General features: G+C 26.6%; 26 protein-coding genes. 9 read left to right on the top strand and 17 right to left on the bottom strand.

The window, feature by feature from the left end; translation table 11 throughout:
• The first annotated feature begins 1 nt into the window (after position 1).
• Genes phnL through ACH5BF_RS05810 form a run of 7 tightly spaced genes read left to right on the top strand, consistent with a single transcriptional unit; the run spans position 2 to position 5,718 of the window.
• Entirely contained in the window at positions 2-691 is a 690-nt protein-coding gene (phnL, locus tag ACH5BF_RS05840; RefSeq protein ID WP_423273272.1) for a phosphonate C-P lyase system protein PhnL, read from the top strand.
• Positions 691-1,830: an alpha-D-ribose 1-methylphosphonate 5-triphosphate diphosphatase gene (locus tag ACH5BF_RS05835; RefSeq protein ID WP_423273271.1), complete on the top strand. Its 1,140-nt coding sequence runs from the start codon at positions 691-693 to the stop codon at positions 1,828-1,830. Before phnL ends, ACH5BF_RS05835 begins: the two co-directional genes overlap by 1 nt.
• Positions 1,831-1,885: 55 nt before the next feature.
• The gene (locus ACH5BF_RS05830; RefSeq protein ID WP_423273270.1) at positions 1,886-2,524 is read left to right on the top strand and encodes a DapH/DapD/GlmU-related protein; all 639 of its coding nucleotides are present in this window, start codon (positions 1,886-1,888) and stop codon (positions 2,522-2,524) included.
• A 9-nt stretch (positions 2,525-2,533) separates the two neighbouring features.
• A complete protein-coding gene (locus tag ACH5BF_RS05825; protein ID WP_423273269.1) occupies positions 2,534-3,064 on the top strand; it encodes a hypothetical protein in 531 nt (176 codons plus the stop codon).
• Entirely contained in the window at positions 3,057-3,743 is a 687-nt protein-coding gene (locus tag ACH5BF_RS05820) for an endonuclease/exonuclease/phosphatase family protein (protein ID WP_423273268.1), read from the top strand. The genes ACH5BF_RS05825 and ACH5BF_RS05820 overlap by 8 nt, the downstream gene beginning before the upstream one ends.
• A 12-nt stretch (positions 3,744-3,755) precedes the next feature.
• Entirely contained in the window at positions 3,756-4,988 is a 1,233-nt protein-coding gene (locus tag ACH5BF_RS05815; protein WP_423273267.1) for an MFS transporter, read from the top strand.
• On the top strand, positions 4,978-5,718 hold the full coding sequence (locus ACH5BF_RS05810) for an MBL fold metallo-hydrolase (RefSeq protein WP_423273266.1): 741 nt from the start codon (positions 4,978-4,980) through the stop codon (positions 5,716-5,718). The genes ACH5BF_RS05815 and ACH5BF_RS05810 overlap by 11 nt, the downstream gene beginning before the upstream one ends.
• Here the strand turns inward: ACH5BF_RS05810 and ACH5BF_RS05805 are convergent.
• From ACH5BF_RS05805 to ACH5BF_RS05785, 5 genes are all read right to left on the bottom strand, one after another.
• Positions 5,710-6,621 (bottom strand): NAD(P)-binding protein, encoded by a 912-nt coding sequence (locus tag ACH5BF_RS05805; RefSeq protein ID WP_423273265.1) that lies wholly within the window; start codon positions 6,619-6,621, stop codon positions 5,710-5,712. The two genes, ACH5BF_RS05810 and ACH5BF_RS05805, sit on opposite strands and share 9 nt — an antisense overlap.
• An 8-nt stretch (positions 6,622-6,629) precedes the next feature.
• The gene (locus ACH5BF_RS05800) at positions 6,630-8,117 is read right to left on the bottom strand and encodes an ABC1 kinase family protein (protein WP_423273264.1); all 1,488 of its coding nucleotides are present in this window, start codon (positions 8,115-8,117) and stop codon (positions 6,630-6,632) included.
• Between the two features lie 65 nt (positions 8,118-8,182).
• Positions 8,183-8,446 (bottom strand): hypothetical protein, encoded by a 264-nt coding sequence (locus ACH5BF_RS05795; RefSeq protein ID WP_423273263.1) that lies wholly within the window; start codon positions 8,444-8,446, stop codon positions 8,183-8,185.
• Positions 8,447-8,534: 88 nt separating this feature from the next.
• Complete coding sequence (locus ACH5BF_RS05790; protein WP_423273262.1) at positions 8,535-8,819, bottom strand: TIGR03643 family protein; 285 nt, start codon at positions 8,817-8,819, stop codon at positions 8,535-8,537.
• A gap of 4 nt (positions 8,820-8,823) precedes the next feature.
• The gene (locus tag ACH5BF_RS05785) at positions 8,824-9,336 is read right to left on the bottom strand and encodes a lipocalin family protein (protein WP_423273261.1); all 513 of its coding nucleotides are present in this window, start codon (positions 9,334-9,336) and stop codon (positions 8,824-8,826) included.
• A 214-nt stretch (positions 9,337-9,550) separates the two neighbouring features.
• On the opposite strand from ACH5BF_RS05785, the gene ACH5BF_RS05780 reads away from it, so the two are divergent.
• Positions 9,551-10,219: a hypothetical protein gene (locus tag ACH5BF_RS05780; protein ID WP_423273260.1), complete on the top strand. Its 669-nt coding sequence runs from the start codon at positions 9,551-9,553 to the stop codon at positions 10,217-10,219.
• A 17-nt stretch (positions 10,220-10,236) separates the two neighbouring features.
• Here ACH5BF_RS05780 and ACH5BF_RS05775 read toward each other — a convergent pair whose 3' ends face one another.
• Together ACH5BF_RS05775 and ACH5BF_RS05770 are read right to left on the bottom strand one after the other, a co-directional pair.
• Entirely contained in the window at positions 10,237-10,965 is a 729-nt protein-coding gene (locus tag ACH5BF_RS05775) for a TIGR03915 family putative DNA repair protein (protein WP_423273259.1), read from the bottom strand.
• A gap of 1 nt (position 10,966) precedes the next feature.
• On the bottom strand, positions 10,967-12,208 hold the full coding sequence (locus ACH5BF_RS05770; protein ID WP_423273258.1) for a putative DNA modification/repair radical SAM protein: 1,242 nt from the start codon (positions 12,206-12,208) through the stop codon (positions 10,967-10,969).
• Between the two features lie 179 nt (positions 12,209-12,387).
• Between ACH5BF_RS05770 and ACH5BF_RS05765 the strand changes: the two genes are divergently transcribed.
• Positions 12,388-13,530, top strand: coding sequence for an iron-containing alcohol dehydrogenase (locus ACH5BF_RS05765; protein ID WP_423273257.1), 1,143 nt, complete (start codon positions 12,388-12,390; stop codon positions 13,528-13,530).
• A 14-nt stretch (positions 13,531-13,544) separates the two neighbouring features.
• Here ACH5BF_RS05765 and ACH5BF_RS05760 read toward each other — a convergent pair whose 3' ends face one another.
• The 10 genes from ACH5BF_RS05760 to ACH5BF_RS05715 form a co-directional block, all read right to left on the bottom strand.
• Complete coding sequence (locus ACH5BF_RS05760; RefSeq protein WP_423273256.1) at positions 13,545-14,411, bottom strand: AraC family transcriptional regulator; 867 nt, start codon at positions 14,409-14,411, stop codon at positions 13,545-13,547.
• A 7-nt stretch (positions 14,412-14,418) separates the two neighbouring features.
• A complete protein-coding gene (locus ACH5BF_RS05755) occupies positions 14,419-15,774 on the bottom strand; it encodes a sensor histidine kinase (RefSeq protein WP_423273255.1) in 1,356 nt (451 codons plus the stop codon).
• Positions 15,764-16,435, bottom strand: coding sequence for a response regulator (locus ACH5BF_RS05750; protein ID WP_423273254.1), 672 nt, complete (start codon positions 16,433-16,435; stop codon positions 15,764-15,766). Before ACH5BF_RS05750 ends, ACH5BF_RS05755 begins: the two co-directional genes overlap by 11 nt.
• Before the next feature lie 62 nt (positions 16,436-16,497).
• Positions 16,498-17,217 carry a metallophosphoesterase gene (locus tag ACH5BF_RS05745; protein ID WP_423273253.1) on the bottom strand — a complete coding sequence of 240 codons (720 nt, stop codon included), beginning with the start codon at positions 17,215-17,217 and terminating at the stop codon, positions 16,498-16,500.
• Positions 17,204-17,668, bottom strand: coding sequence for a hypothetical protein (locus ACH5BF_RS05740; protein WP_423273252.1), 465 nt, complete (start codon positions 17,666-17,668; stop codon positions 17,204-17,206). The genes ACH5BF_RS05745 and ACH5BF_RS05740 overlap by 14 nt, the downstream gene beginning before the upstream one ends.
• Before the next feature lies 1 nt (position 17,669).
• The gene (locus ACH5BF_RS05735; protein ID WP_423273251.1) at positions 17,670-18,200 is read right to left on the bottom strand and encodes a YceI family protein; all 531 of its coding nucleotides are present in this window, start codon (positions 18,198-18,200) and stop codon (positions 17,670-17,672) included.
• A complete protein-coding gene (locus tag ACH5BF_RS05730; RefSeq protein WP_423273250.1) occupies positions 18,188-19,162 on the bottom strand; it encodes a hypothetical protein in 975 nt (324 codons plus the stop codon). Before ACH5BF_RS05730 ends, ACH5BF_RS05735 begins: the two co-directional genes overlap by 13 nt.
• The gene (locus ACH5BF_RS05725) at positions 19,147-20,712 is read right to left on the bottom strand and encodes a hypothetical protein (protein WP_423273249.1); all 1,566 of its coding nucleotides are present in this window, start codon (positions 20,710-20,712) and stop codon (positions 19,147-19,149) included. The genes ACH5BF_RS05730 and ACH5BF_RS05725 overlap by 16 nt, the downstream gene beginning before the upstream one ends.
• Positions 20,696-21,322 carry an ABC transporter ATP-binding protein gene (locus ACH5BF_RS05720; protein WP_423273248.1) on the bottom strand — a complete coding sequence of 209 codons (627 nt, stop codon included), beginning with the start codon at positions 21,320-21,322 and terminating at the stop codon, positions 20,696-20,698. The genes ACH5BF_RS05725 and ACH5BF_RS05720 overlap by 17 nt, the downstream gene beginning before the upstream one ends.
• Positions 21,319-22,398 (bottom strand): ABC transporter permease, encoded by a 1,080-nt coding sequence (locus ACH5BF_RS05715; protein WP_423273247.1) that lies wholly within the window; start codon positions 22,396-22,398, stop codon positions 21,319-21,321. Before ACH5BF_RS05715 ends, ACH5BF_RS05720 begins: the two co-directional genes overlap by 4 nt.
• Between the last annotated feature and the right edge of the window lie 11 nt (positions 22,399-22,409).

The raw sequence follows: 22,409 nt of genomic DNA, 5'->3' as shown, positions 1-22,409 counted from the left end.
CGTGATTAGATTAGAAGTAAAAGATTTAAATAAAACTTTTAAAGTACATACACAAGGAAGTATTGAAGTTAAAGGTTTTGAAAATATTGGTTTTGATGTAAAAGAGGGTGAATTTTTATCACTATTTGGACCAAGTGGTGCAGGTAAATCATCTATCTTAAAAACACTATTTAGGACATATACAACAACAAGTGGAAATATCATATTTCACAGAGACAATGGAAGTAAAATAGATATAGCAACTGCATCTGAAAGTGAGATTTTAAACTTAAGAAAATCAGAAATAGGTTATGTATCACAGTTTTTACAAATCTTACCTAGAATTAGTGCTGTTGATGTTGTAGCAGAACAGTTGATATTCAAAGGAGAAAGTGAAGAAATTGCAAGAATTAAAGCAAAAGAGATGTTGGATTACTTATCTATTAGAGAAGAGTTATTTGATTTATCACCATTAACTTTCTCAGGTGGGGAGCAACAAAGAGTAAACATCGCAAAAGGTATTATTGCACCTAAGAGTTTACTTTTACTTGATGAACCAACAGCTTCACTAGATAAAACAAATACTATGAAAGTAGTTGAAAAGTTAAAAGAGTTAAAAACTCAAGGTGTTGCGATGGTTGGTATTTTCCATGACCTTGAAGCAATGGAAATGATTAGTGATAAGATTTATAAATTAGAGAGAGTTAAATAATGGAAACAATTTTAAGAAGTAAAAATGTATTAATAAACGAAGAGTTTGTTCCTGCTGATGTTGTAATCAAAGGTGAATTTATAGAAAGAATTGATGAGTATGGGAAAAATGAAGCAGCCGTTGATTTAGGTGAGAAAAAAATAGCTCCAGGAATTGTAGATTTGCATTCAGATGCTATTGAAAAAGAGATTGAACCAAGACCGAATGCTACATTTCCAGTTGAGTTAGCAGTTGCTGAACTTGATAAAAAACTATCAATGGCAGGAGTTACTACGATGTTCCATGCTATTGGTTTTGAAGAAAACCCAAAGAAAAAAAGAAGTATTGATTTAGCAATTTCACAAATTGAAGAGATTAATAAAGCAAATGATAAACACCTAGGTGTTGATAACTATGTTCATGCAAGATTTGAGCTAAGTTGTGATGAAGCTGTTGAACCAATCAAAGAAGTAATTTCAAAGGGAATGGTTAAACTTGTTTCTCTTATGGATCACAGTCCAGGACAAGGACAATTTAAATCATTAGAATCTTTTAAAAGTTATTACGGTAGCTATTATGATTTAAATGAAGAAGAATTACAAAAAGTAATTGATAAAAAAACAAATAAAAATGAAGATAAAATCAATGATTTAATCGCTTATGCAAAAGAGCATAACTTAACACTTTTAAGTCATGATGATGATTGTATTGAAAAACTAGATGGACTACTTAACTTAGGTGTGCAAATTTCAGAATTCCCACTTGATTTAGAAGTAGCTAAATATGCAGTTTCAAAAGGAATTGCTACAGGTATGGGCGCACCAAATATTGTAAGAGGTGGTTCTCAGAGTGGTAACATAGCTGCAATTGAACTTGTGAAAGAGGGTGTTTGTAAGTACCTTTGTTCAGACTATCACCCAACATCTATGCTTCAAGCAGTATATAGAATGAAAGAAGACGCAAATCTTGATATTGCAAAAGGTTTTTCAATGGTAACTTCAACTCCTGCTGCTTATGGAAACTTAAGTGATAGAGGTGAAATAAAAGAAGGAAAAAGAGCTGATATTATAGTAGTAGATGATACACATATTCCAAAAGTAGTACTTACTTTAAAAGACGGTGAATCTATTTATAATGGTATTAGAGGATTTAAATTATAAGGAGTAAAAATGGTTACAATTTATAGAAGTATTTTACACCTTGAGGTTAAATACAATGACAAAAATAGAAACTCATAATCCTGAGCCAAAAGTTGTATTAGGGGAAAAGCCTTATATTTTCCCTAATGCCATTATTGAAAACTGTGAATTTGGCAAATACACTGAGATTAGAGATTTTGTAAATATTTCAAACTCATCAATGGATGATTATTCATATGTTAGCGAATATTCACAAATAACAAATACTATTATTGGAAAGTTTGTAAACATAGCTTCAAATGTACGAATAAATCCAGGCTTTCACCCTTATGAAATGCCTTGCCAACACCACTTTATGTACAGAAGAGAAATGTATGGTTTTGGTGATGATGACAAAGCATTTTTTAACTATAGAGATATTCAAAAAGTAGATATAGGTCATGATGTTTGGATAGGTCATGGGGCAGTTATTATGCCAGGAATTAAGATAGGAAATGGTGCAATTATTGGCTCAAATGCTGTTGTAACCAAAGATGTACCTGCGTATGCTATAGTAGCAGGTGTAAGCGCTAAAATATTAAAATTTAGATTTTCAAAAGAGATTATAAAATCTTTAGAAAAAATTTCATGGTGGGATTGGACTCATGATGAAATAAAAAATAGAATAGAAGATTTAAAAGATATTAGAGAGTTTATATATAAATATTCAAAATAAGAAGGTTTTATGGATACTAAAATTGTTTTAATCGTTGGTCCTAGTGGAGTTGGAAAAGATACTTTATTAAAGGGTGCGAAAAAAGAGTTAAAAGGTGATATTCATTTTGTTAAAAGATATATTACTAGAAAGCCAGATAAAAATGAGAAAAACTTTTTTGTTGATAATTTTGCTTTTGAAATTTTAAAACATAATAGTTTTTTTGCTTCAACTTGGAATGCCCATGGCAATTATTATGGAATAGCTAAGAACTCTATAAAAAACAAGGTAAATGTAATTTCTATTTCAAGGTCTAAAGTTTCTGATTTTGAAAAGCAATATGAAAAGGTTTATACTATAAATATTACTGTTTCAAAAGAAGAGTTAAGAAATAGACTTCTTTTAAGAAAAAGAGAATCAATAGAAGAGATTGAAAAAAGATTAGATAGAAGCTATGAAAATATTGATGCTAAGAATTTAATCGATTTTGATAACAGTAAGAATATTGATGAGAGTTTAGAAGAGTTTATAAATCTATTAAAGAAGTTAGCCCTTGAGTAAGAAGATAAAAGTTGCAACATTTAATATTTGGAAAAATGATGGTGACTTTCCAAATAGAATATTTAAATTGAATGATGAATTAAAAGAAAATAAATTGGACATAATATGTTTACAAGAAGATTATGAATCAAAAGAGTTTTCAAGTAGTAAATACTTGAATAAAAATTTAGATTTCAACTATATTTCTACTAAAACAAGAAAAAAGATTAGAGATAATAAACTAAGTAGCTCTAATCTTACAATTCTTTCAAAATATAAAATCAAATTAGTTGATGAAATTTTTTTTGATAAAGAGACTGAGGATGAAAGAGCTTGCCAGATAATAGAAGTAGAATTAAAAGATAAAAAACTACTTTTAGTTAATACTCACTTATCCCACATAAGTTCAGAACAAAGAGAAAATCAAATCAAAAAGATTTTAAAGTTTATAAAAAACTATTCTGCTTTTTATGATGTTGTTATGTTTTGTGGAGATTTAAATGCCTTACCTAATTCAAAAGAAATCTTACAGATTAAAGAAAAAGGTTTTGTAGATAAAAATATACAATTTAGTCATAAGGATGGTGTGATTATTGATTATATATTTTATAAAAGTAAAGAAAAAATAAAAGTTACTAGTAAAATAGTACTAAAAGATTATAGTGATCATTACTGTTTAGTTAGTACTTTTAGATTCTAATAAAGACAAACAATGAATAAATTTGAACAAATTATAAATAAAATTTTTATAAAAGGTACGGCTAAATCTGTTCTTGGTTTAGGTATTACAACAACTATAGGTTATGGTACATTATACTATTCTATATCTATTATGAGTGAAGAGATATCAAACTACTTTTTGTGGTCAAAGTCTTTTATTTTTGGTATTTTATCTTTAGGTATCTTATTAGGTGGACTATTAGCTCCAATGGTAGGGAAAATATTAGATAAGTATGGAGCTAGATGGATTATGAGTTTTGGCTCACTATTTTGTGCCTTAGGTTTAGTATTACTGTCTTATGTACAAACAAAATTTCAATTTGTATTAGCAATACTTTTTTTAGAAATAGTCTCTATTTTAGTTTTATATGAAGCTGCTTTTATTGCTTTTTCTCAATTAGCAGGTGTAAAAGCTAGGCTTCCAATCGTTCAAATTACACTTATAGCAGGTTTTGCTTCAACTATATTTTGGCCTTTGATTACTTATTTATTAACATTTTTTTCATGGAGAGATGTTTATCAAATACTTGCTCTTTTTCATTTATTTATTGCCTTGCCCATACATTTTTTTGTTTTAAAACCAAATCTTATTTTAGGTAATAAAACACTAGATAATAAGAACTTTAATGATTGTATTTGTTTAGAAGGTAAACATAAAAAAATCTCTTTAATCTTACTTGCAATTACTTTTTCTTTTTTAGCAATACCAATAACAGCAATGCAAACACAATTTTTAGCTTTATTTAAAGGCTTCGGAATTGAAGCTGCAACTGCAGTAGCACTAGGAGCTTTAATTGGTCCTTCACAAGTGGTTGCAAGACTATTGGAGCTTAGTTTCTCTAAAAAGATTACTCCATTATTTACAGCCATTGCTTCAACTTTATTGATGAGCTTTGGATTAATTGCATTGATTTTTAGTGGATATGACTATTTAATCGCATTATTATTTGTAGTTTTATATGGAGCAGGACAAGGATTAAGTGATATTGTAAGAGGAGTCTTACCTTTGTATTTATTTGGAAATGATGGTTATGGTAAAACAACAGGGGGATTAAATCTATTTAGACTAATAGTAACTTCTATGGTACCTTTTGGGTTTGCTTTTTTATTGGAGAGTTTTGGTGCTAAAAACGCTACAATATTTCTAGTAGTTGTAACACTTATTGCAGTGATTTTATTGAATATAATAAAAGTAAGTATAAAAGGAGCAAAAATTGAAGCTTAAATTTTTAGGAACTGCTGATAGTGCAGGCTTTCCTGTACATAACTGTCAATGTATGGTTTGCACTTACCATAGAGAAAAAGGTCTAAAAAATTTATCTACAAGTGCTTATATAAAAGTAGAGGATAATGTAATACTTTTAGATGCAGGAATAGAGGATATATCAAATATCTTTGATGGTAAGAATATCAAAGCTGTATTTCTTACTCACTTTCATGCAGATCATTGTCTAGGTCTTTTAAGACTTAGACACTCAGCTCAAAAAATAAACTGTTTTCATCCAAAAGATGAAAATGGTTTTTCTGATTTGTTTAAGCATAAACATTCAGTTTGTTATAACGAAATAGAAGAATTTCAAACTATAAACATCGATGATATAGGCTTTACAAGTGTTCCTTTAAAACACTCAAAGAATACCTTTGGGTATTTATTAGAAACAAAAAATAAAACTCTAGCATACCTTACAGATTGTTCTGGTATTTCTAAAAAAAGTATTGAATTTCTAAAAACAAAAGATATTGATTATGCTTTTATAGATGCCTGTTATGATGAAAGAAAAGAAGTAGGAAACCACCTAAACTACAAACAAGCAAGTGATATACTAGATGAACTAAAAGTGAAAGAAGGTTATTTGATGCACATCTCTCATACTACTTTGGAGTATATACTAAAAAATAAAATAGAGTTGAAGTATAAATATGTGAAAGCAGGGGATGAGTTTATTTTAGATTAACTCATCAGCTAAAACCTTAGCACTTAAAAAACTTCCTTCTAGATTTGCTTTTTTGAAATAGTCCCCACAAAAAGCTAAATCTTTGTTTTCATTTATATAATAATCTTTTGAGGAAATACCTTCTTTTACTGTGGCATATTTCCATAAATGAGCAATCTTATATATACTTTTAGGAAGTTTTATCTTTTGAAAGTAGTCTATATATTTATATATTTGTAGAGCTAAATCTTCTTTATTTTTGTCATTGTTGTTTGTAGAAAAGCTTTCATTTGCATGGAATACAAAACTTGAAAACTCTTTATAGCAGTATTTTTCACTATTATTTACTACTTTTTTAAAAAATTGAGAATCATATAGTTCCTTATTTATTTTGAACTCTTTGTCATCATGTAGTATTAAAGTTGCAATAGAATTGTATTTCACACTATTTAAATCTTTTTTTATTTCATCTTCTAATTTTAATGAAAGCTCTAATATTTGTGGAGCAGGGATTGTAAAAACAATCAAATCAAAACCTTCATATGATTTGTCATTTTCATCAAATAAACTCCATTTATTATCTTCTTTAATACATGTTACAATTTTTGTTTGTTTTATCAAATCTTGTTTATTTATTAAAGATGAACAAAACTTATTTATTCCATTTACGGGAAAGTACTGATTATTTAGCTTTTTTAATATACCTTTTTTTACTTGCTTATTTGAGAAATAAATAAAGTCTGGCTCTTTTGTCTCAAAGTAGGGTGTACCATGGTCAATAAACTTTTCACCTATATATTTTGTACTTAATCTTCCACCACATCCTCTAGATTTTTCAAATATTTTGATATCATGATTTTCATTTTTTAATCTATTATATAAATAGCATCCACTAAAGCCTGCACCAATTATAGCTATGTTCATAATATTCCTTATTTATAAATGATTCTAGCAAGAGCGAAAACAAAAAGTCCTATTGCTATTTCTTTATAATCTTTATCTAAAAGTAAAATAAAAATCGAACTTATCATCATTGAAATTGAAATAAATTTAGGTTTTAAATACTCTTTTATTTCTTTTTGTAAATACTCAAGTTGATTATCTGAGATTTGCACACTTAAGTCACCTTCACTTGCTTGTTTTAGTGTTGATTTAAAATCCTTAATGGTAAAAGGTATATCTTTTATCTCATCAATTATTGTTTCAACTATTGAGTCTTTTGCTCCAAGAGCTTTTGGAAGATTATCTTTTAGTATTGGTAAAATATCTTTTACACCATTGAAGTTTTCAATATATGTTGTTCCAAGACCTTCGATAATAGCACTAACTCTTAAAATATATATAGCATCACTAGGAAGTTTAAAAGGCATATTTCTAGTGCTCTCTAAAACTTCAAATGCTAGTTTTTGCATAGATTCACTATCAAGGTTATCATTTGAGAATATATCGAACATCTTGCTTGTAAACTCAGCAAGTTCGCTTGTAGGTGCTTCATATGCAATAGTTCCAAGTCTTTTACTAGCACTAATATATAGTTCATAATCCTGCTCATTTGCTGCTTTTATAAGCTCAATTATTGCTACTCTTTTATCATTTGGTACGGTTTTTACCATACCAAAATCAAGCATAGTAATATTTCCTTCTTTTGTTATTAAAATATTTCCAGGATGAGGATCAGCATGAAAATATCCTTTTATTAACATCTGAGTTGTATAAAAGCTTACTAGATTTGCGATAATCTTGTTAAAATCTATATTGTACTTAAGTATTGATTTTTTATCATCAAATCTAAAGCCTTCTTCATAGCTCATAACAAGAGCATCATCACTACAGTACTGTTCATAAGGCTTTGGAAAACCTATATTTTCATCTTTGTAAGTATTTGAAAACTTTTTTAAGTTTTGAAGTTCAGTAGTTAAACTAACTTCTTGTCTAATCATAGATGAAAACTCAATTATCACAGCTTCTATTGAGTTTTTTGTATAGTGTGAAAATAGGGGTTTAAATATTTTATTAAATAATGAAATAATATTTATATCAGCAATAACTCTTTGCTTTATACCTTCTCGTCTAAGTTTTACAGCAACCTTACTTCCATCTTTTAGTTTTGCAATATGAACTTGACCTATTGAAGCAGAAGCAATAGCTTTTTTATCAAACTTTTTAAAAGGAGTATTTGAAAATGCTCTTTCAAATACCCTTTGGAAACTGTCATTTGACATTGTTGGAAGTTGGTCGTGAAGTTCTCTTAATTCACTTAAGTAATCTTCACTAAAAAAGTCAGCACGTGTTGCCAGCACTTGAGCTAACTTTATGAAACTAGCGCCTAAGCTTATTGTAGTGTTTTTTAAGCCTTTAGGATCAAGAGGTTTGATCCACATAAAACTCTCTTTTTTCTTAATAACTAAATAAACAGTCATTAAAAACCTAAAGACTTTATAGACTCTTTTAGGTGAGTAGAGTTTCAGTTTAGAGAAAAAAGTTTCTATTTTAGATCCTTTTTTAATTTCTCTAAATCTTTTTTAGTTACAAGACCAAGCTCATCAATAGCCTCTTTTAGACTATCTTTTATATGCTTTTTAAACTTTTTTTCTTCGTCTTGTCCCTTTTTTTCCAAAGATTCTATAAAGCCTTTAACATCAGATGAATCAATTTTTCCTTTTTCTTCAAGTTTTTTTAGTTCATCTTCAACCTTATCTTTGATTACAGCAGTTGCGCCTAAACTTGTAAAAATTAACTCTTTTAACATCTTAAGTCCTTTTTTTATTTATTTTATACTAAAAGGCAAGCCTTTAGTATAAAAAAATTGTCATTTCATGAATAGCTTTATTACCATGCTACCATGGTCCTTGAAATCTATCTGGCTTATGATAGACCTTGTTTTTATGTTTAGTAGCTCTTCCATGAACTCTTTTTCTCCATCTTTTAAAACCATCTTTACTTAGTAATTTTTGCATTCTTTTTTTTACTTGATTTTCTGTAAGTCCGTATTGAAGGTATATAGCATCAAATGTAGTTCTATCTTGCCAAGCCATTTCAATAAGTCTGTTATCATCAAACTCTTGCATATCATTTTCTAATTCTTTAGCTTTTTTTGGTTTATGAAGTTTTTTATAATACATATTTTTAGTCCTGAATAGTCCAAATAAATTTTGAAGCATCAAACTTTAAAGCTGGAAGTTTTGCTAAAATCTTATTTTTTGTTTCTTCACTTATTGTTTTTGTTCTAGATAAAATCCATAAGTATTCTCTATTTGGTGAACCAACTAAAGCGTATTTGTAATCTTCATCTAACATCAAAACCCAATAGTCTCCATAAAATGGTCTGAAAAAACTAACTTTTAATTTACTATTTGTTTCATCAGTTGCATAGGCAACTCCTGTTGCTTGAGTTTTTTCTCCTGTTTTAATTTGGGTACATGAATTTACAACTTTAATATCACCATTTTGTTTTAAAGAATAATTTGCAGTCACATTTTTACATCCCTCTTCAAATCTATGTTCAAACCTTGCTATTTCATACCAAGTTCCTAGATATTTTTGAATGTCAACTTTATTTACAGTTTCTAAAGGAAGATTTTTAGAACTACACCCCAAAAATAAAAACGCAGTTAATAAAAGAAGAAAAAAGTTTTTCATACTTGTCCTTTTTTGTTTTATTATATATAATAAGAATAAATGTTAATAGGCTTAAAATGTAAGTTTATATCTTAAAATATTCTTAATCCTATATTTGGACGAGGTTTGTTTTGGTAGTGCAATGACACGACTAAAATTACAAAAAGCCTTTGTAGGGCAAATATGAGTATTTACTATGTTTTAATAGTATTTTTAACTATAAAAAGGTTGTGTTTTGTTTACATCAAATATAAATGAGCTGAATTTCTTAGCAAATATTAAAAAAGAGAATATCAGTACTAAAAATCAAGAATTTTTAAAAGAAGTTAAAAACTCTTTAGACAAAGATTTTAAAACAGATAAAACAACTAGTCTTAGTTTTGAAAATATAAAAAATATTTCACTTGAAGAAATAGAGTATCTTTTCAAAGATGAAGAAAATAAACAAATGGCAAAAAACTTAAGACTTGCAACACTTTTTTCAAATGATGAAAATTTATCTAAAGCTATGTTTAACACAGTATTAGGAAAACCTTTCAATATGGGTTTTACTTTTTTATCAACAAAATATGAAGATAAACACAATTATTTTTCATCACTTAATACAAATAATAGTTTAAGTGATTTATTACATAAAAGTGCAAGTTACAAAATAAATAATGAAAGTCTTAAAACAACTGAGCAAATACCACAAGAACAACTTGATGAGATTTTACTTGAGATTAACTCTTTTTCTTTTTTGGATACTTTAAGTAGTTCATATAAAAATCAGTATGACACATACAAAGATGAAAATAATGACTATTCTTTTTTATACAATGACTACTATTTACAATATGAACAATTAAAACAAGAGTATAAAAATGCTCAAAATCAAAATACAAATCTTATAAAACAGTTCTAAATAACTTTTAAATAGTTTTAAATAAACTCGGTCATATATTTTCTATAAAGTAGGGGAACATAGTTTTTTTGACATTTTTCATTTTTTCGCTCATCAATACTAACAGCTTTAAAAAAAGTATTCCATAGATTTTGAAACATCTGTTCATCATCAGAAACCTTTGGCTCTTCAAAATCTAAAACCTCCTTTACCCCAATAAAATAATCATTTTTTATAAATGCGACTTTTCTATTAATATCATGGATTATGTATTCTTGATTATTTAATCTTTTAAAAAAATGCTTACCTAAAAAATAAACCACATTAAACTTTGTTTCAATCTTTGCATATAAAGTTCCATCTTCAAGCTCTTCAAACCTGGTAAAACCAGTCATTTTATGTACGTGTCTAAAAAGTTCTTTTTGTAAATTATCTATATAAAAAATAGATGAATTGTTTATATTAAAAAGCTCGTCTTTATTTTTAAAGCCATAAATAACAAATGCTAAAAGCTCTATCTCAAACTCTTTTGTATCACACATAAAGGTATTAATAATTTTTTCATAAGATTTTTTATCAAATTTTTCTTCTATTGCTTTTAAAACTTTTAGGGCATTTTGTTCATCTGTTTTTATATATTTTATCTCATCTAAAATCAAGGTTTTAGGTTCATTTCTTAGTATTTTACTAGGTTTATATTTTTTATAAAACACTTCATATACTAGACTTAAAAAACCTTCAAAACTTCCATCATATTGTAAAATCATCTTATATCTCACCTGTTATAGCACTATAATCCATATCAAATAAACTAGGTTGAATTATCTTTTTTTGAGGTGGTCTTACAATGGCTTGTTTTATATCTTCTTTATAAAAAGCCACATCTTTTTGATATTTCCCCTTACAAGTTATAAAATATCTTGCTCTTTTTAGAGATATTTTCAACTTTTTTAAATCCTCAAAATCTAAGTTTTTAAACCTTCTAGCCTTTAGTATTTTAAATACACCTCTTACACCAATACCAGGGATTCTTAAAAGTTCATCTTTACTTGCTTTATTTATTTCCATAGGAAAATATTGTAGATTTTGTAATGCCCAAAAAGTTTTTGGGTCAACATCTTCATCTAAATTTGGATTCTCATCATCTACTATTTCATCCCAAGTAAAATCATAAAATCTCAAAAGCCAATCAGCTTGATAAAGTCTATGTTCCCTAAGTAAAGGTGGTTTAGTAATAATTGCAGGTAGATTTTTATCATCATTTACAGGAATATATGCACTATAATATACTCTTTTTAATAAGGCTTTATCATATAAAACAGAACTTAGTTTTAGTATATCTTTATCACTCTCAGGAGTAGCTCCAACTATTAGTTGGGTACTCATTCCTATTGGCTTTGTTTCTTTTTCTAGACTTATATCTCTTGCATATTTTAGTGGTTGCAAAACTTTTTCTTTTGTTTTATTTGGGGCTAAAAGCTTTAGAGATTTGTTGCTTGGTAGTTCTATATTTGAGCTTACTCTATTTGCTAATGATACTACTTCACGTATTAGTTCATCTGATGAACCAGGAATTAGTTTCACATGGATATAACCATTAAATCTATATTCATGTCTTAATATTTTCAAAGCTCTTAGTATTAAGTTCATAGTATGATCTTCATCTTTTACAATTCCAGAACTTAAAAAAAGACCTTCTATATAATTTCGTTTATAAAAATTTATTGTTATATCAGCAAGTTGTCGTGGCGTAAATGCTTCTCTTCTTATGTCATTTGATTTTCTATTTATACAGTATGAGCAGTCATAAATACAATGATTTGTAAATAAAACCTTTAAAAGAGATACACACCTTCCATCAGCTGTATATGTATGACAAATTCCACTTTTATGAGTAGCTCCTAACTCACCTGTTTTGTAGTTACTATCGCTTCCACTTGAACTGCATGAAACATCATATTTTGCCGAGTCTGCTAAGACTTCCATCTTTTTATATATACTATTTTTCATACTCATATTTTATAAAAATTTTTTAATATATTTGAAAAATATTACAAAATGCAATAAAATTTTATGATACTTTTTCTTTAGATAATTTGTAGAAATTGACATGAAATTTGTATGTTTTACTATTCAAATAGTGTATATTTTATTCTATAATACATAAAATAAAAAATAAAGGAAATTCAATGAGTTTTACATATGATTATTATAACCCAACAACTATTCATTTTGGAAAAGGAAAAATCCAATCTATCACAAATCACATACCAAAAGATAATAAAGTATTAGTAGTTTATGGTGGTGGTTCTATCAAAAAAAATGGTGTTTATGACCAAGTTGCAGCTGCACTTGAAGGTTATGACTGGATAGAATTTAGTGGAGTTGAGGCTAATCCTACTTATGAAACTATGAATAAAGCAGTTGAAGTAGTAAAAGAAAACAATATTGATTTTGTACTTGCTGTTGGTGGTGGTTCTGTTATTGATGGCTGTAAATATCTAATTGCTGCATCATTATATGATGGTGATGCTTGGGATTTCTTAGATGGAAGTGCACAAGTTGAGAAAGCTTTACCTTTAGGTGTTGTTTTAACTTTAGCAGCAACAGGAAGTGAGTCAAATACTGGTTCTGTTATCACAAAAAAAGAGACAAATGAAAAAAGATTTTTTCATTCGGTTTTATCATTCCCTAAATTTGCAGTACTAGACCCAACTGTAATGAGCTCATTAAGTGATAGACAACTAGCAAATGGTTTAGTTGATGCTTTTGTTCATACATGTGAACAGTACATTACAAAACCAAACACTTCTTTAATCCACGATGGTTATGCACAAACTATTTTAAAAGGTTTAGCAAAACTTGCAGATGATTGGGAAAATAGAAGAGATGAGGCGTGGTTAGAAAACTTAATGCTTCTTGCAAATCAAGCTCTAAATGGATTTATAGGAACAGGTGTTGCACAAGATTGGGCTACGCATTTTATAGGTCATGAATTAACAGCATTCTATGGAATTGATCATGCAAGAACACTTGCAATTGTTCAACCATCACTTTTAAGAGTACTAAAAGAAGACAAAAAAGAGAAACTTCTTCAAATGGGAACAGAAGTATTTAATATAAATGAAGATGAAGAAGCAGTAATTAAAGCTATTGAAAATCTATATGAAAAAGTAGGAATTTCTACAAATCTAAATGATTATGAAATAGATGATAAAGTAATAGAAAATGTAATCAAAGGCCTTGAAGCTCATGGTATGACAGCTATTGGTGAAAATGCTAATATCACACTAGAAACAAGTGAAAAAATACTAAAACTTTCTATGAAATAAAATCAACACTCCAACTAAAGGGCTATTTTAGCCTCTTTAGGTGGATAACCAAAATACTTTTTAAAATCTTTTGAAAACTGCGATACAGACTCATATCCCACTGCATAAGCAGTATTATTAACTTGCATATTTTTTTGTTCTATAAAATCTTTTGCTTTATTTAATCTAATCTTTTTTATATATTGTAAAGGAGAGTATGAAGTGATATTTTTAAAGTGTGTATGAAAAGATGAAACACTCATATCCTCTTGTTTTGCTAAAGTAGGGATGTCTAAAGGTTGATTAAAATTATCATGAATACTTTTTAAAGCTTTGGCTATTTTAGCTTCTTGTTTATGTTTTAGAAACATTTTATGTAAAAAATGAGAATTACTATTTGTAGCAATTCTATAGTATAGCTCTTTTAAAATTGAATCACCTAAAATAGCTGATTCTTCTTCTGATTTAAGTGTCTTTAAAAGTCTTAATACTATATCTTCTATTTGAGGGGTTACATTATCTTGGAAAATCCCCATTTGTATCGTTTTACAGTTTTTTGCTTCTTGGTTACTTAGTGATGAAATTATATCAAACATCATTTTTTTATCTATATCTATTACGATACATATAAATGGTTCTTCTTTTGAAGCATATGTTTCACACTCAAAAGGAAGGCTAATAGGAACTACTAAATAGTTATCCTTATTATACTCGAAACTTCTATTTGGTAAATATCCAAGCTTTTTACCTTGCAGTACTAAAATCAAACAAAACTCATAAGTTAAAGGTTGTCTTTTTGAATAATCACTAGTTTTAAAAAGTTTTACACTTTTAATATTTGTTTGGTTTATTAGTTCTTTATTTATAAGTTTATTTGCTTCTTCTAATATTTCTTTATTCATATCATCTCTATAGAATTATTTTTACAATTGTACCATTGTTTACTTCACTTTCAAGTTCAATAGTTCCATTATGAATCTTAACTATTTTATTACAAATAGCCATTCCAAGTCCAGTACCGCCTGAATTTTTGTTTCTACTTTTATCTGTTCTATAAAACTCTTCAAAAATTCTTTCTTGCTCATCTTTAGCAATACCAATTCCTGTGTCTTCTACACTAATTATTGTAGATTTATTTTCTTTATAGCAACTAATTTTTACAACACTATTTTCAAAACTAAAATTAATAGCATTTTTAATTAAATTTTTTATTGCCACTTTTAATAGTGAAGGGTAACCTTTGATTTGACTCATATCTTTGATATTTGCTTCTAGCGTTATCTCTTTTGATAAAGCATAAGATTTTAGTTCAGATATTGATTCTAAAGTTATCTCATCTAAATAAATATCAGTATAGTTATCAGAAATATTTGTATCATTTTTTGCTAAAAAAAGTAAATCATCAATAGTATTTTGAATTCTAAGTACTTCATCTAAACAAACTTCCAAACTATTTTTATATTCACTTTTATCTCTATCTTTTCTTAGGGCTATTTCTATTTCACCTCGTATTATAGTTAATGGAGTTTTTAATTCATGTGAGGCATCACTACTAAATTGATTTATCTTCTTAAAAGAGATTTCTAATCTTTGTAGCAAGTTATTAATTTCATCAATCAATAGATCAACTTCATCATTACTATGCAGTTTTTTAACCCTTTGAGATAAATCAGAAGCATTTATAAGTTTTAAACTACTTAAAATCTCTTCAATTGGTTTAAAGGATTTATAAATCAAAAAGTAACCACCAGTAATTGAAAAAATCAATACTATAGGTATTATAAAAAGTAGAATATAAAATAGATTCTCAAGAGTAGAGTTAAGTATTTTATAGTCTGTTGCTACTTGTACTATATACTCTTGTTTATCTATATCAAATATTATATTTCCAACAATATAATCATCTAATTCATTAAAAAAAACACTGTTTTTCTTTGTTTGTTTATCATTTATTGATATTTCAGAAGGGAAGTTTGTACTATTTATAACTTTTTTTTCTTTATTGTTTTCAACAAGTCTTATATATAAAGGGCTGAAGTTATACTCTTTTTCTTCATTATATAAACTAAAATGTAAATTTGTTTTGTGATCTAGTATATCATCAACAACATCTAAAATTATTACTTTTAATGATGTTTGCATTTTATCTAGTGTTGATATTTTAAGAGTTTTATATATTGATAAAGATAAGATTATCAATATGATAAATTGAATGATGATATTATAGATTAAAAGTTTTTTCTTTATTGATATATTAGTCTTCACTTATTTTAAACCCCATTCCACGAACTGTCTTAATAAGCTTTTTTTCAAAAGGTTTATCTATTTTATTCCTTAATCTATAAATATATACATTTATGATATTGCTTATATTGCTATCTTCCATATTACTTAATGAAGATAAAATCACACTCTCTGATAAAACCTTATTTTTATTTCTAACTAAATACTCAAGTAGAGAAAACTCTTTTGCAGTTAGTTCTATTTTTTGATTTGCTCTTTGTGCAGTTTTTGTTAATAAATCCAATTGTAAATCATCAATTTTTAAAACTGTAGTTTGATTTTCACTTTTAACTCTTAGCTGAACTCTTATTCTTGCTAAAAGTTCATTAAAAGAAAAGGGCTTTGCAAGATAATCATTTGCACCTATATCAAGACCTTTTATTGTATCTTCAGTGCTATTTTTTGCAGTAAGCATTATAATAGGAGTATTTATATTTTGGGCTCTAAGACTTTTGCAAACCTCAATGCCATCTTTTATAGGAAGCATAATATCTAATAAAATAACATCATATTCATTTACGCTAGCAAGATAAAAACCTTCATCCCCATCTAAACTAAAATCAACACTATATGCCTCTTCTTCTAAACCTTTTTTTAAAAAATTTACAATTTTTATATCATCTTCAACTATTAAAATTTTCATAAATATCCTATTTTGATAAGTTACAAAAATTATATTATAAAAAGATGAATTTAAAATGAATACTAGTTATAAACTAGATTTAAAAGTGTTATTTCACTGTTTGCTTTATATCTAAAATCTATACCCCAAGTACCAATTCCTTTATTTACATATATTGCTGTTTTATTTATATAATGAAGTCCAGATAAAAAGGGCTGAACTAATTTTACTACATAATGAAAAGGGTAGATTTGTCCACCATGTGTATGTCCACATAAAAAAACATCAACATTGTTTTTTACTGCATATGTATAATCTTTTGGCTGATGAGCAAGTAAAATTCTATTTTCACACTTAACTAATAAATCCAATAAAGATTTTTCATTTCTTTTTATTCTAAAAAATTTAGAGAATCTATCGCTTAGACCTGCTAATGCAATTTTTTCATTATTAAACTCTAAAAACTCGATTTTATTATCTAAAAATATTATCTCATTTAATATATCTTTTAAATCTTTTAATCCATAAAACAAGTCATGATTTCCACTTATATAATAGGCATTTTTTAAACTATTTAGAAGTTCAAGTTTATCTTTAATAGCAATAGCTTTACAGTCTATAATATCTCCTGTAATTACTAAAATATCGTAATCTATAGTTTCACATAAATTTATAAGCTTTTTTATTGATAAAATATCTGTCTTTTTATTTATATGTAAATCACTAATATGTAGTATTTTAAACTTGTTTAAACTTGATTTATTTACTAAAATATTTAAACTATTTATATCATTTATTTTCATTGAAAACTCTTTGTAAATCCTCTTTTGATTCTAAAAAATCAATCTTTTTTACAACTAATTTATCTAGCTTATATAAAGTTATAAAATTTTGCTTTTCTTTAAAGTTATTGTTCTTTTCATCATATACTAGTAATATATTATGTTTAAAACTTCTCATTTTAGGAATAGCAAACATTTTTAATATAATTGAGGGCATTTTTGAGATATTTACAATAAATACTGTATTATTTTTTGTTAAAAAGCCTTTATTCTCTTCAATAAAACTATTTATTGTTTCAGAGCTATTTTTTTCAAAAGAAACAAGCATATATTTTATATCTTCATCAATAGTGATTTTTTTATCAAACTGATTAAACAAAGAGAATTTATCAATTTTTTTACTTACTTCATAAGTACTACAAAAGGCATAGTTAGCAAATAAAATACAGATGATTATTGTAAATTTTTTCATATTACATTGCCTTAAAATCTAAGATATATTTAACATCAATTCTATCTCTAACAGTTAAAAAAAGTAAAGTAGGTGGTTCTAAATTAAAATCTGTTAGATTTATATCAAATGTGCCATCAAATATAATATCCTCTTTTTCTTTTTTTATTTTTGCTATACTTTTTACTTTTCTACTTACTTTATTTAAAGATAAATAACCCTCTATCTCATAGTTTTGTTCATCAATTTTTTTAATACTTATAAAATCAAAACTAATTTTTGGGTTTATCTGAGAATTTAACAGTTCATACATATTTTTATCTCTATCAAGATTATCACTTACTAATTTAATACTATCAAACCAAACAGCTCCTTTTATACTTGAAATAGTATTGTCAAACTGAATATTAGAACTTATATTTGTAGTATAAGGATCAATACTACTATCGCCAAAAACTTCAGTATGTGCTTGAATTTTTCCTTCTTTTAAAACTAAATTATCAGCATTTAAAGCACTTAGAACACAGATAATTAGAAATATTAATTTATACATTTTTTCTCCTTTATTGAAATATTATGCGTACTTAAAACTTTTATTAATGAAACTAAAAAGATAATTGGTACATATAAAGTTAAATTTTCTAAAGCTACAAATAATCCAGCTCCTGATGCTATCCAACCAATAAAAACCATATAAATACAAATAGTCTTGAAATCTTTTTTTATAATACTTCTTAAAATTGTTACATTGTAATATGAAATAACAAATGGATAAACAAGGGCTAAAATAGCTGCTTCTTGTAAAAAGTAAAAAAGATAACTTAAGGCAAATAGTAAGATTATTAAAATCTCATTTTCAAATTTCTCAAATTTAAATGCAAAAGCAGCTAAAACACCTATTATATGAAAAACTATTATTTCAATTGTAAAACCATCTCTCCAAATAGAAATAGATATATCTCTTGATAAAGTTTCAAATAAAGCAGAATCTAAAAAAACCCATAAAACCATTGAAAATAATGAATATGAATAGCTTGGTAAACTTTTAATACTCTTGGCATTTTTAAGTAGCAGTACACTTATCAAGCATATTAAAGAAAAACTTAATGCAATAAATTGTCTACTTGCAGGTTCTATTACAAAAAGTGCAGTTCCTAAAGCATATGATAAGCCTAAAGCACTTGCTAATTGTATTACCGAACTCTCTTTTATTTTTTCAATTATTAAAGGAGCTAATCCTCCTACACTTAAGCCTAATAAGAAAAGTAAGATTTTTGAGAAATCTGGATATGCTAAACTTACACAAAATTGTAATAACAATAGTAAAACTATTTTATTTTTAGAAGATAATTTAACAAAGTAAACTAATATTGACCCTACAATTCCACCAATAGCTAAAGGTGAAATAGCATAAATATTTGATGAGAAATACTCAACAATTCCTGTTTGTGCAATCAATAAATAAAAGCAAAGTTCAAAAGATATGAATATTGGTAAAGCTAGTTTTGATAACATTTTAACTCCTTTTTGTAAAAAATTAAGAAAAACAGCATTGAAAAAGATAAATCAAAAACTGTAATAAAAAGTGCTTCATAAGACAAACTTCCATTTAAATATAAAGCAAAGAACATTGAGCTGACAAAAACTCTAATTAGTGCCGTAAGTAAGGTAAACTCATATTGCGAGTTTTTAGAATTAAAAGCAAAATAGTGCATTACTCCTGTAGTAAAAACAAAAATAAATACAATATACTCATAGCTATTCGTAAATTTAAAACCTAATAATGGATATAAATAACTTCCAAGGAAAATCAAAATAATTCCAGTTGAACCATCACTTAAAGCACCTAATAGATTATATTTTTGTAAAGAGTTTAATTTTAAATCTACTTTTATTAGTTTAAAAAAAGATATAAAAACTACTATTCCAAATAGAGTTCTTAAAGCCCATAATATTTGTATATCTCCTTTTATAACACCTGCTTGAATAAATCCTGAAATACTTAAAACTAAAAAAATTCCTAAAATCCCAAATAAATAATAGTTGTAAAACTTTATATCTTTTAAGCTATTTATATGATTTGCTAAAATTGCAAAACTCATAAATAAAATTGAGATTCCCATTGCTACATGTGCATGAGCTACAATCAAATCATTTCTATGAAATAACCATCTAAGCTGCGGAATAAAAAGAATATTTCCCTCAATATCAACAAACAAAAAGGCTAATATAGATATTAATAAAACATATTTAGGAGTTTTAGATATATTTGCATCTTTAAACCATCTATAAAGTAAAGGAATATAAAACAGAGTTAAATACTGTAAAAACCACTCTTGGTTATAAGTTAAAGAATCAAAAAAACTTCTATATAAAACAGAAAAAATATAAAAAACAAATGGAATAATCCAAAAGATATGCCATCTTGCAGTAAACTCTCCTTTATCTAAAAGTTTTATGATTAAATAATATATTGGAATTAAAGCAAAACTCATACCTAAAGTATTATCTCCATGAGGACCACTAATTGTACTTTCAACTTGTCCAATTACTGGGTTCATTAATATCAAAAGGCTGAAAGGTGCAATTACTACAATAGCAAGTGATATTTTTATCCATAAAGGTTTTACTTCATATAGTTTTATGTACTCATATAATGCAAGGGCATAAAAAACTCCGCTAAGAGCTAAGATAAAGTTTAGTTCATAGGGGAAATCATAAAAAGCTAAACCTCTTGTATTTCCTAAAAGTAAACTACTCATCATAAAAACTAAAAATATATACCAAAAAATCGAATAAAGTTCTAAATATCTAAGTCCTTTGTCACTTTTAATTCCATCTTTATTGATTAATAAAAATGGTAAATATGAAAGCATTAAAGGTATAAATCCATATAACATTAATGAAATATGTAATGATCTTACATTTGATGGTAGTAATGTATTAGAATCTATAGAAAAACCTAATAGATTTATAGAATAAATTATTCCAAAAAATATCCCTAAAAAAAGAAAAATCAAAGAGATTTTAAAATTTTGATTTATAAAATTATTGAATTTGTCCATCTTTCACCTCAATTATTCTATGTGACATCTTTGCTAGAGTTTTGTCATGAGTCGCAACGATTACTGTTACACCATCTTTAGATAATTCTTGAAAAAGTTTAAAAACCTTTAAAGAGTTTTTTGAATCTAAATTACCAGTTGGTTCATCGGCAAAAATCACTTTTGGCTTATTTATAAGTGCTCTTGCAATTGCAACTCTTTGTCTTTGACCTCCTGATATTTCATTTGGAAATTTATTTAAAAGCTCACTTATATCTAGTAACTTAAAAAGTTCCAGCACCTCTTTATCTAAGGCTTTTTCATTTGCAATTTTTACATTTTCAGCATTTGTAAGATAGTTTATTAAATAGTGAAATTGAAAAATAAATCCAATATTCTCTTTTCTAAACTTATCAATGTTTTTTATATCTTTATAGTTTCTATTCTCAAAAAACAGTTCTGCATCTTTTTGCTTTAAAAGTGTAGATAGTATTGAAAGTAGGGTAGTTTTACCACTTCCACTCTCACCAATAATAGATATAAACTCACCTTTTTCTATATTTAGATTTATATTTCTTAATGCTACATCGCCATTGTAATCATGAGATAAACCTTTTACTTCTATTATCATATTTTATCTCCTTGCATTAAGATTATTGGATCAATTTTTGATACATTTAAAGCAGGAATTATTGAGCCAATTACAGCCATCAAAAGTGAACAAATAAATAGTGTAAGGCTTAAAGAACTACTTAGATGAGCATTTATATATCCGTGAAATAGCTCAAATTTTTCAATTATTAAAAGAAACATATTTGCTATAAAAAATGCACAAAGAAAACTAATAAAACCCAAAATTGCTGTTTCTAAAACTATTTGATTTATAATTTTTCCTGTAGAGATTCCTATAGCTTTTTTTATACCAAATTCACTTTTTCTTTGATTTACAGTAATACTCATAATACTTACAACACTTAAAAGTCCCATACAAAAAGCAACAGAGGAAATAAGTTTTGAAGAAGTTCTGATAATTTCAAATTGATTATAGTTGTCTATAAAACTATTTGTTGATTTAACTTCAATATCGTTTGATAAACTTTGTGTAGCTTTAATAATTTGGTCAATCTCTTTTTGGATATTTGTATTTACTAAAATAAATGAAGCTGATTTATTAAAAATTTTTGAAGCTTGATTTATATTTAAAACAACGCCACCATTTTCAAAACCTATTTCACTTTCAAATACACCAGAAATTTTATATGAATATTTTGAGATATTTATACTCTCTTTATTTTTTAAAGAATCATAGATTGATTTTCCAACTAAAACTTCATTTTGTTTAGGATAAGAGCCTTTTATTAATGAGTAGTTTGAAAATCTATTTTTTGTAGCACCATAAACAGCAACAATTGGAAGTTCTTCAACAGGACTTGCTCCAACAATAACAGCTGAAACTTTTTTAACTCCTTCTATTTTCTCTATTTTATCAATCAATTTTATATCAACATTAGAAAAGAATGTATCAGAAATCTTTGCCTGAGTTATTATAATATCCCCATCACTTTTAAGCATAGAAGAGTACATATAAATAACTCCATTTGAAATTGAACTAATCAAAAAGATAGAACAAATACTAAGAGTTAAACTAAAAAGTATTAGTAAGGTTTTAAGTTTATTAGCTTTTAAAGCTTTTAAAGCAGTTCGCATATATCTCCTTT

Origin of the sequence: Arcobacter pernae (assembly GCF_049472135.1) — a bacterium.
Taxonomy (GTDB): domain Bacteria; phylum Campylobacterota; class Campylobacteria; order Campylobacterales; family Arcobacteraceae; genus Arcobacter_B.
The sequence above is the reverse complement of the archived record's forward strand: the minus strand, read 5'-3'. Positions and strand labels throughout refer to the sequence as shown.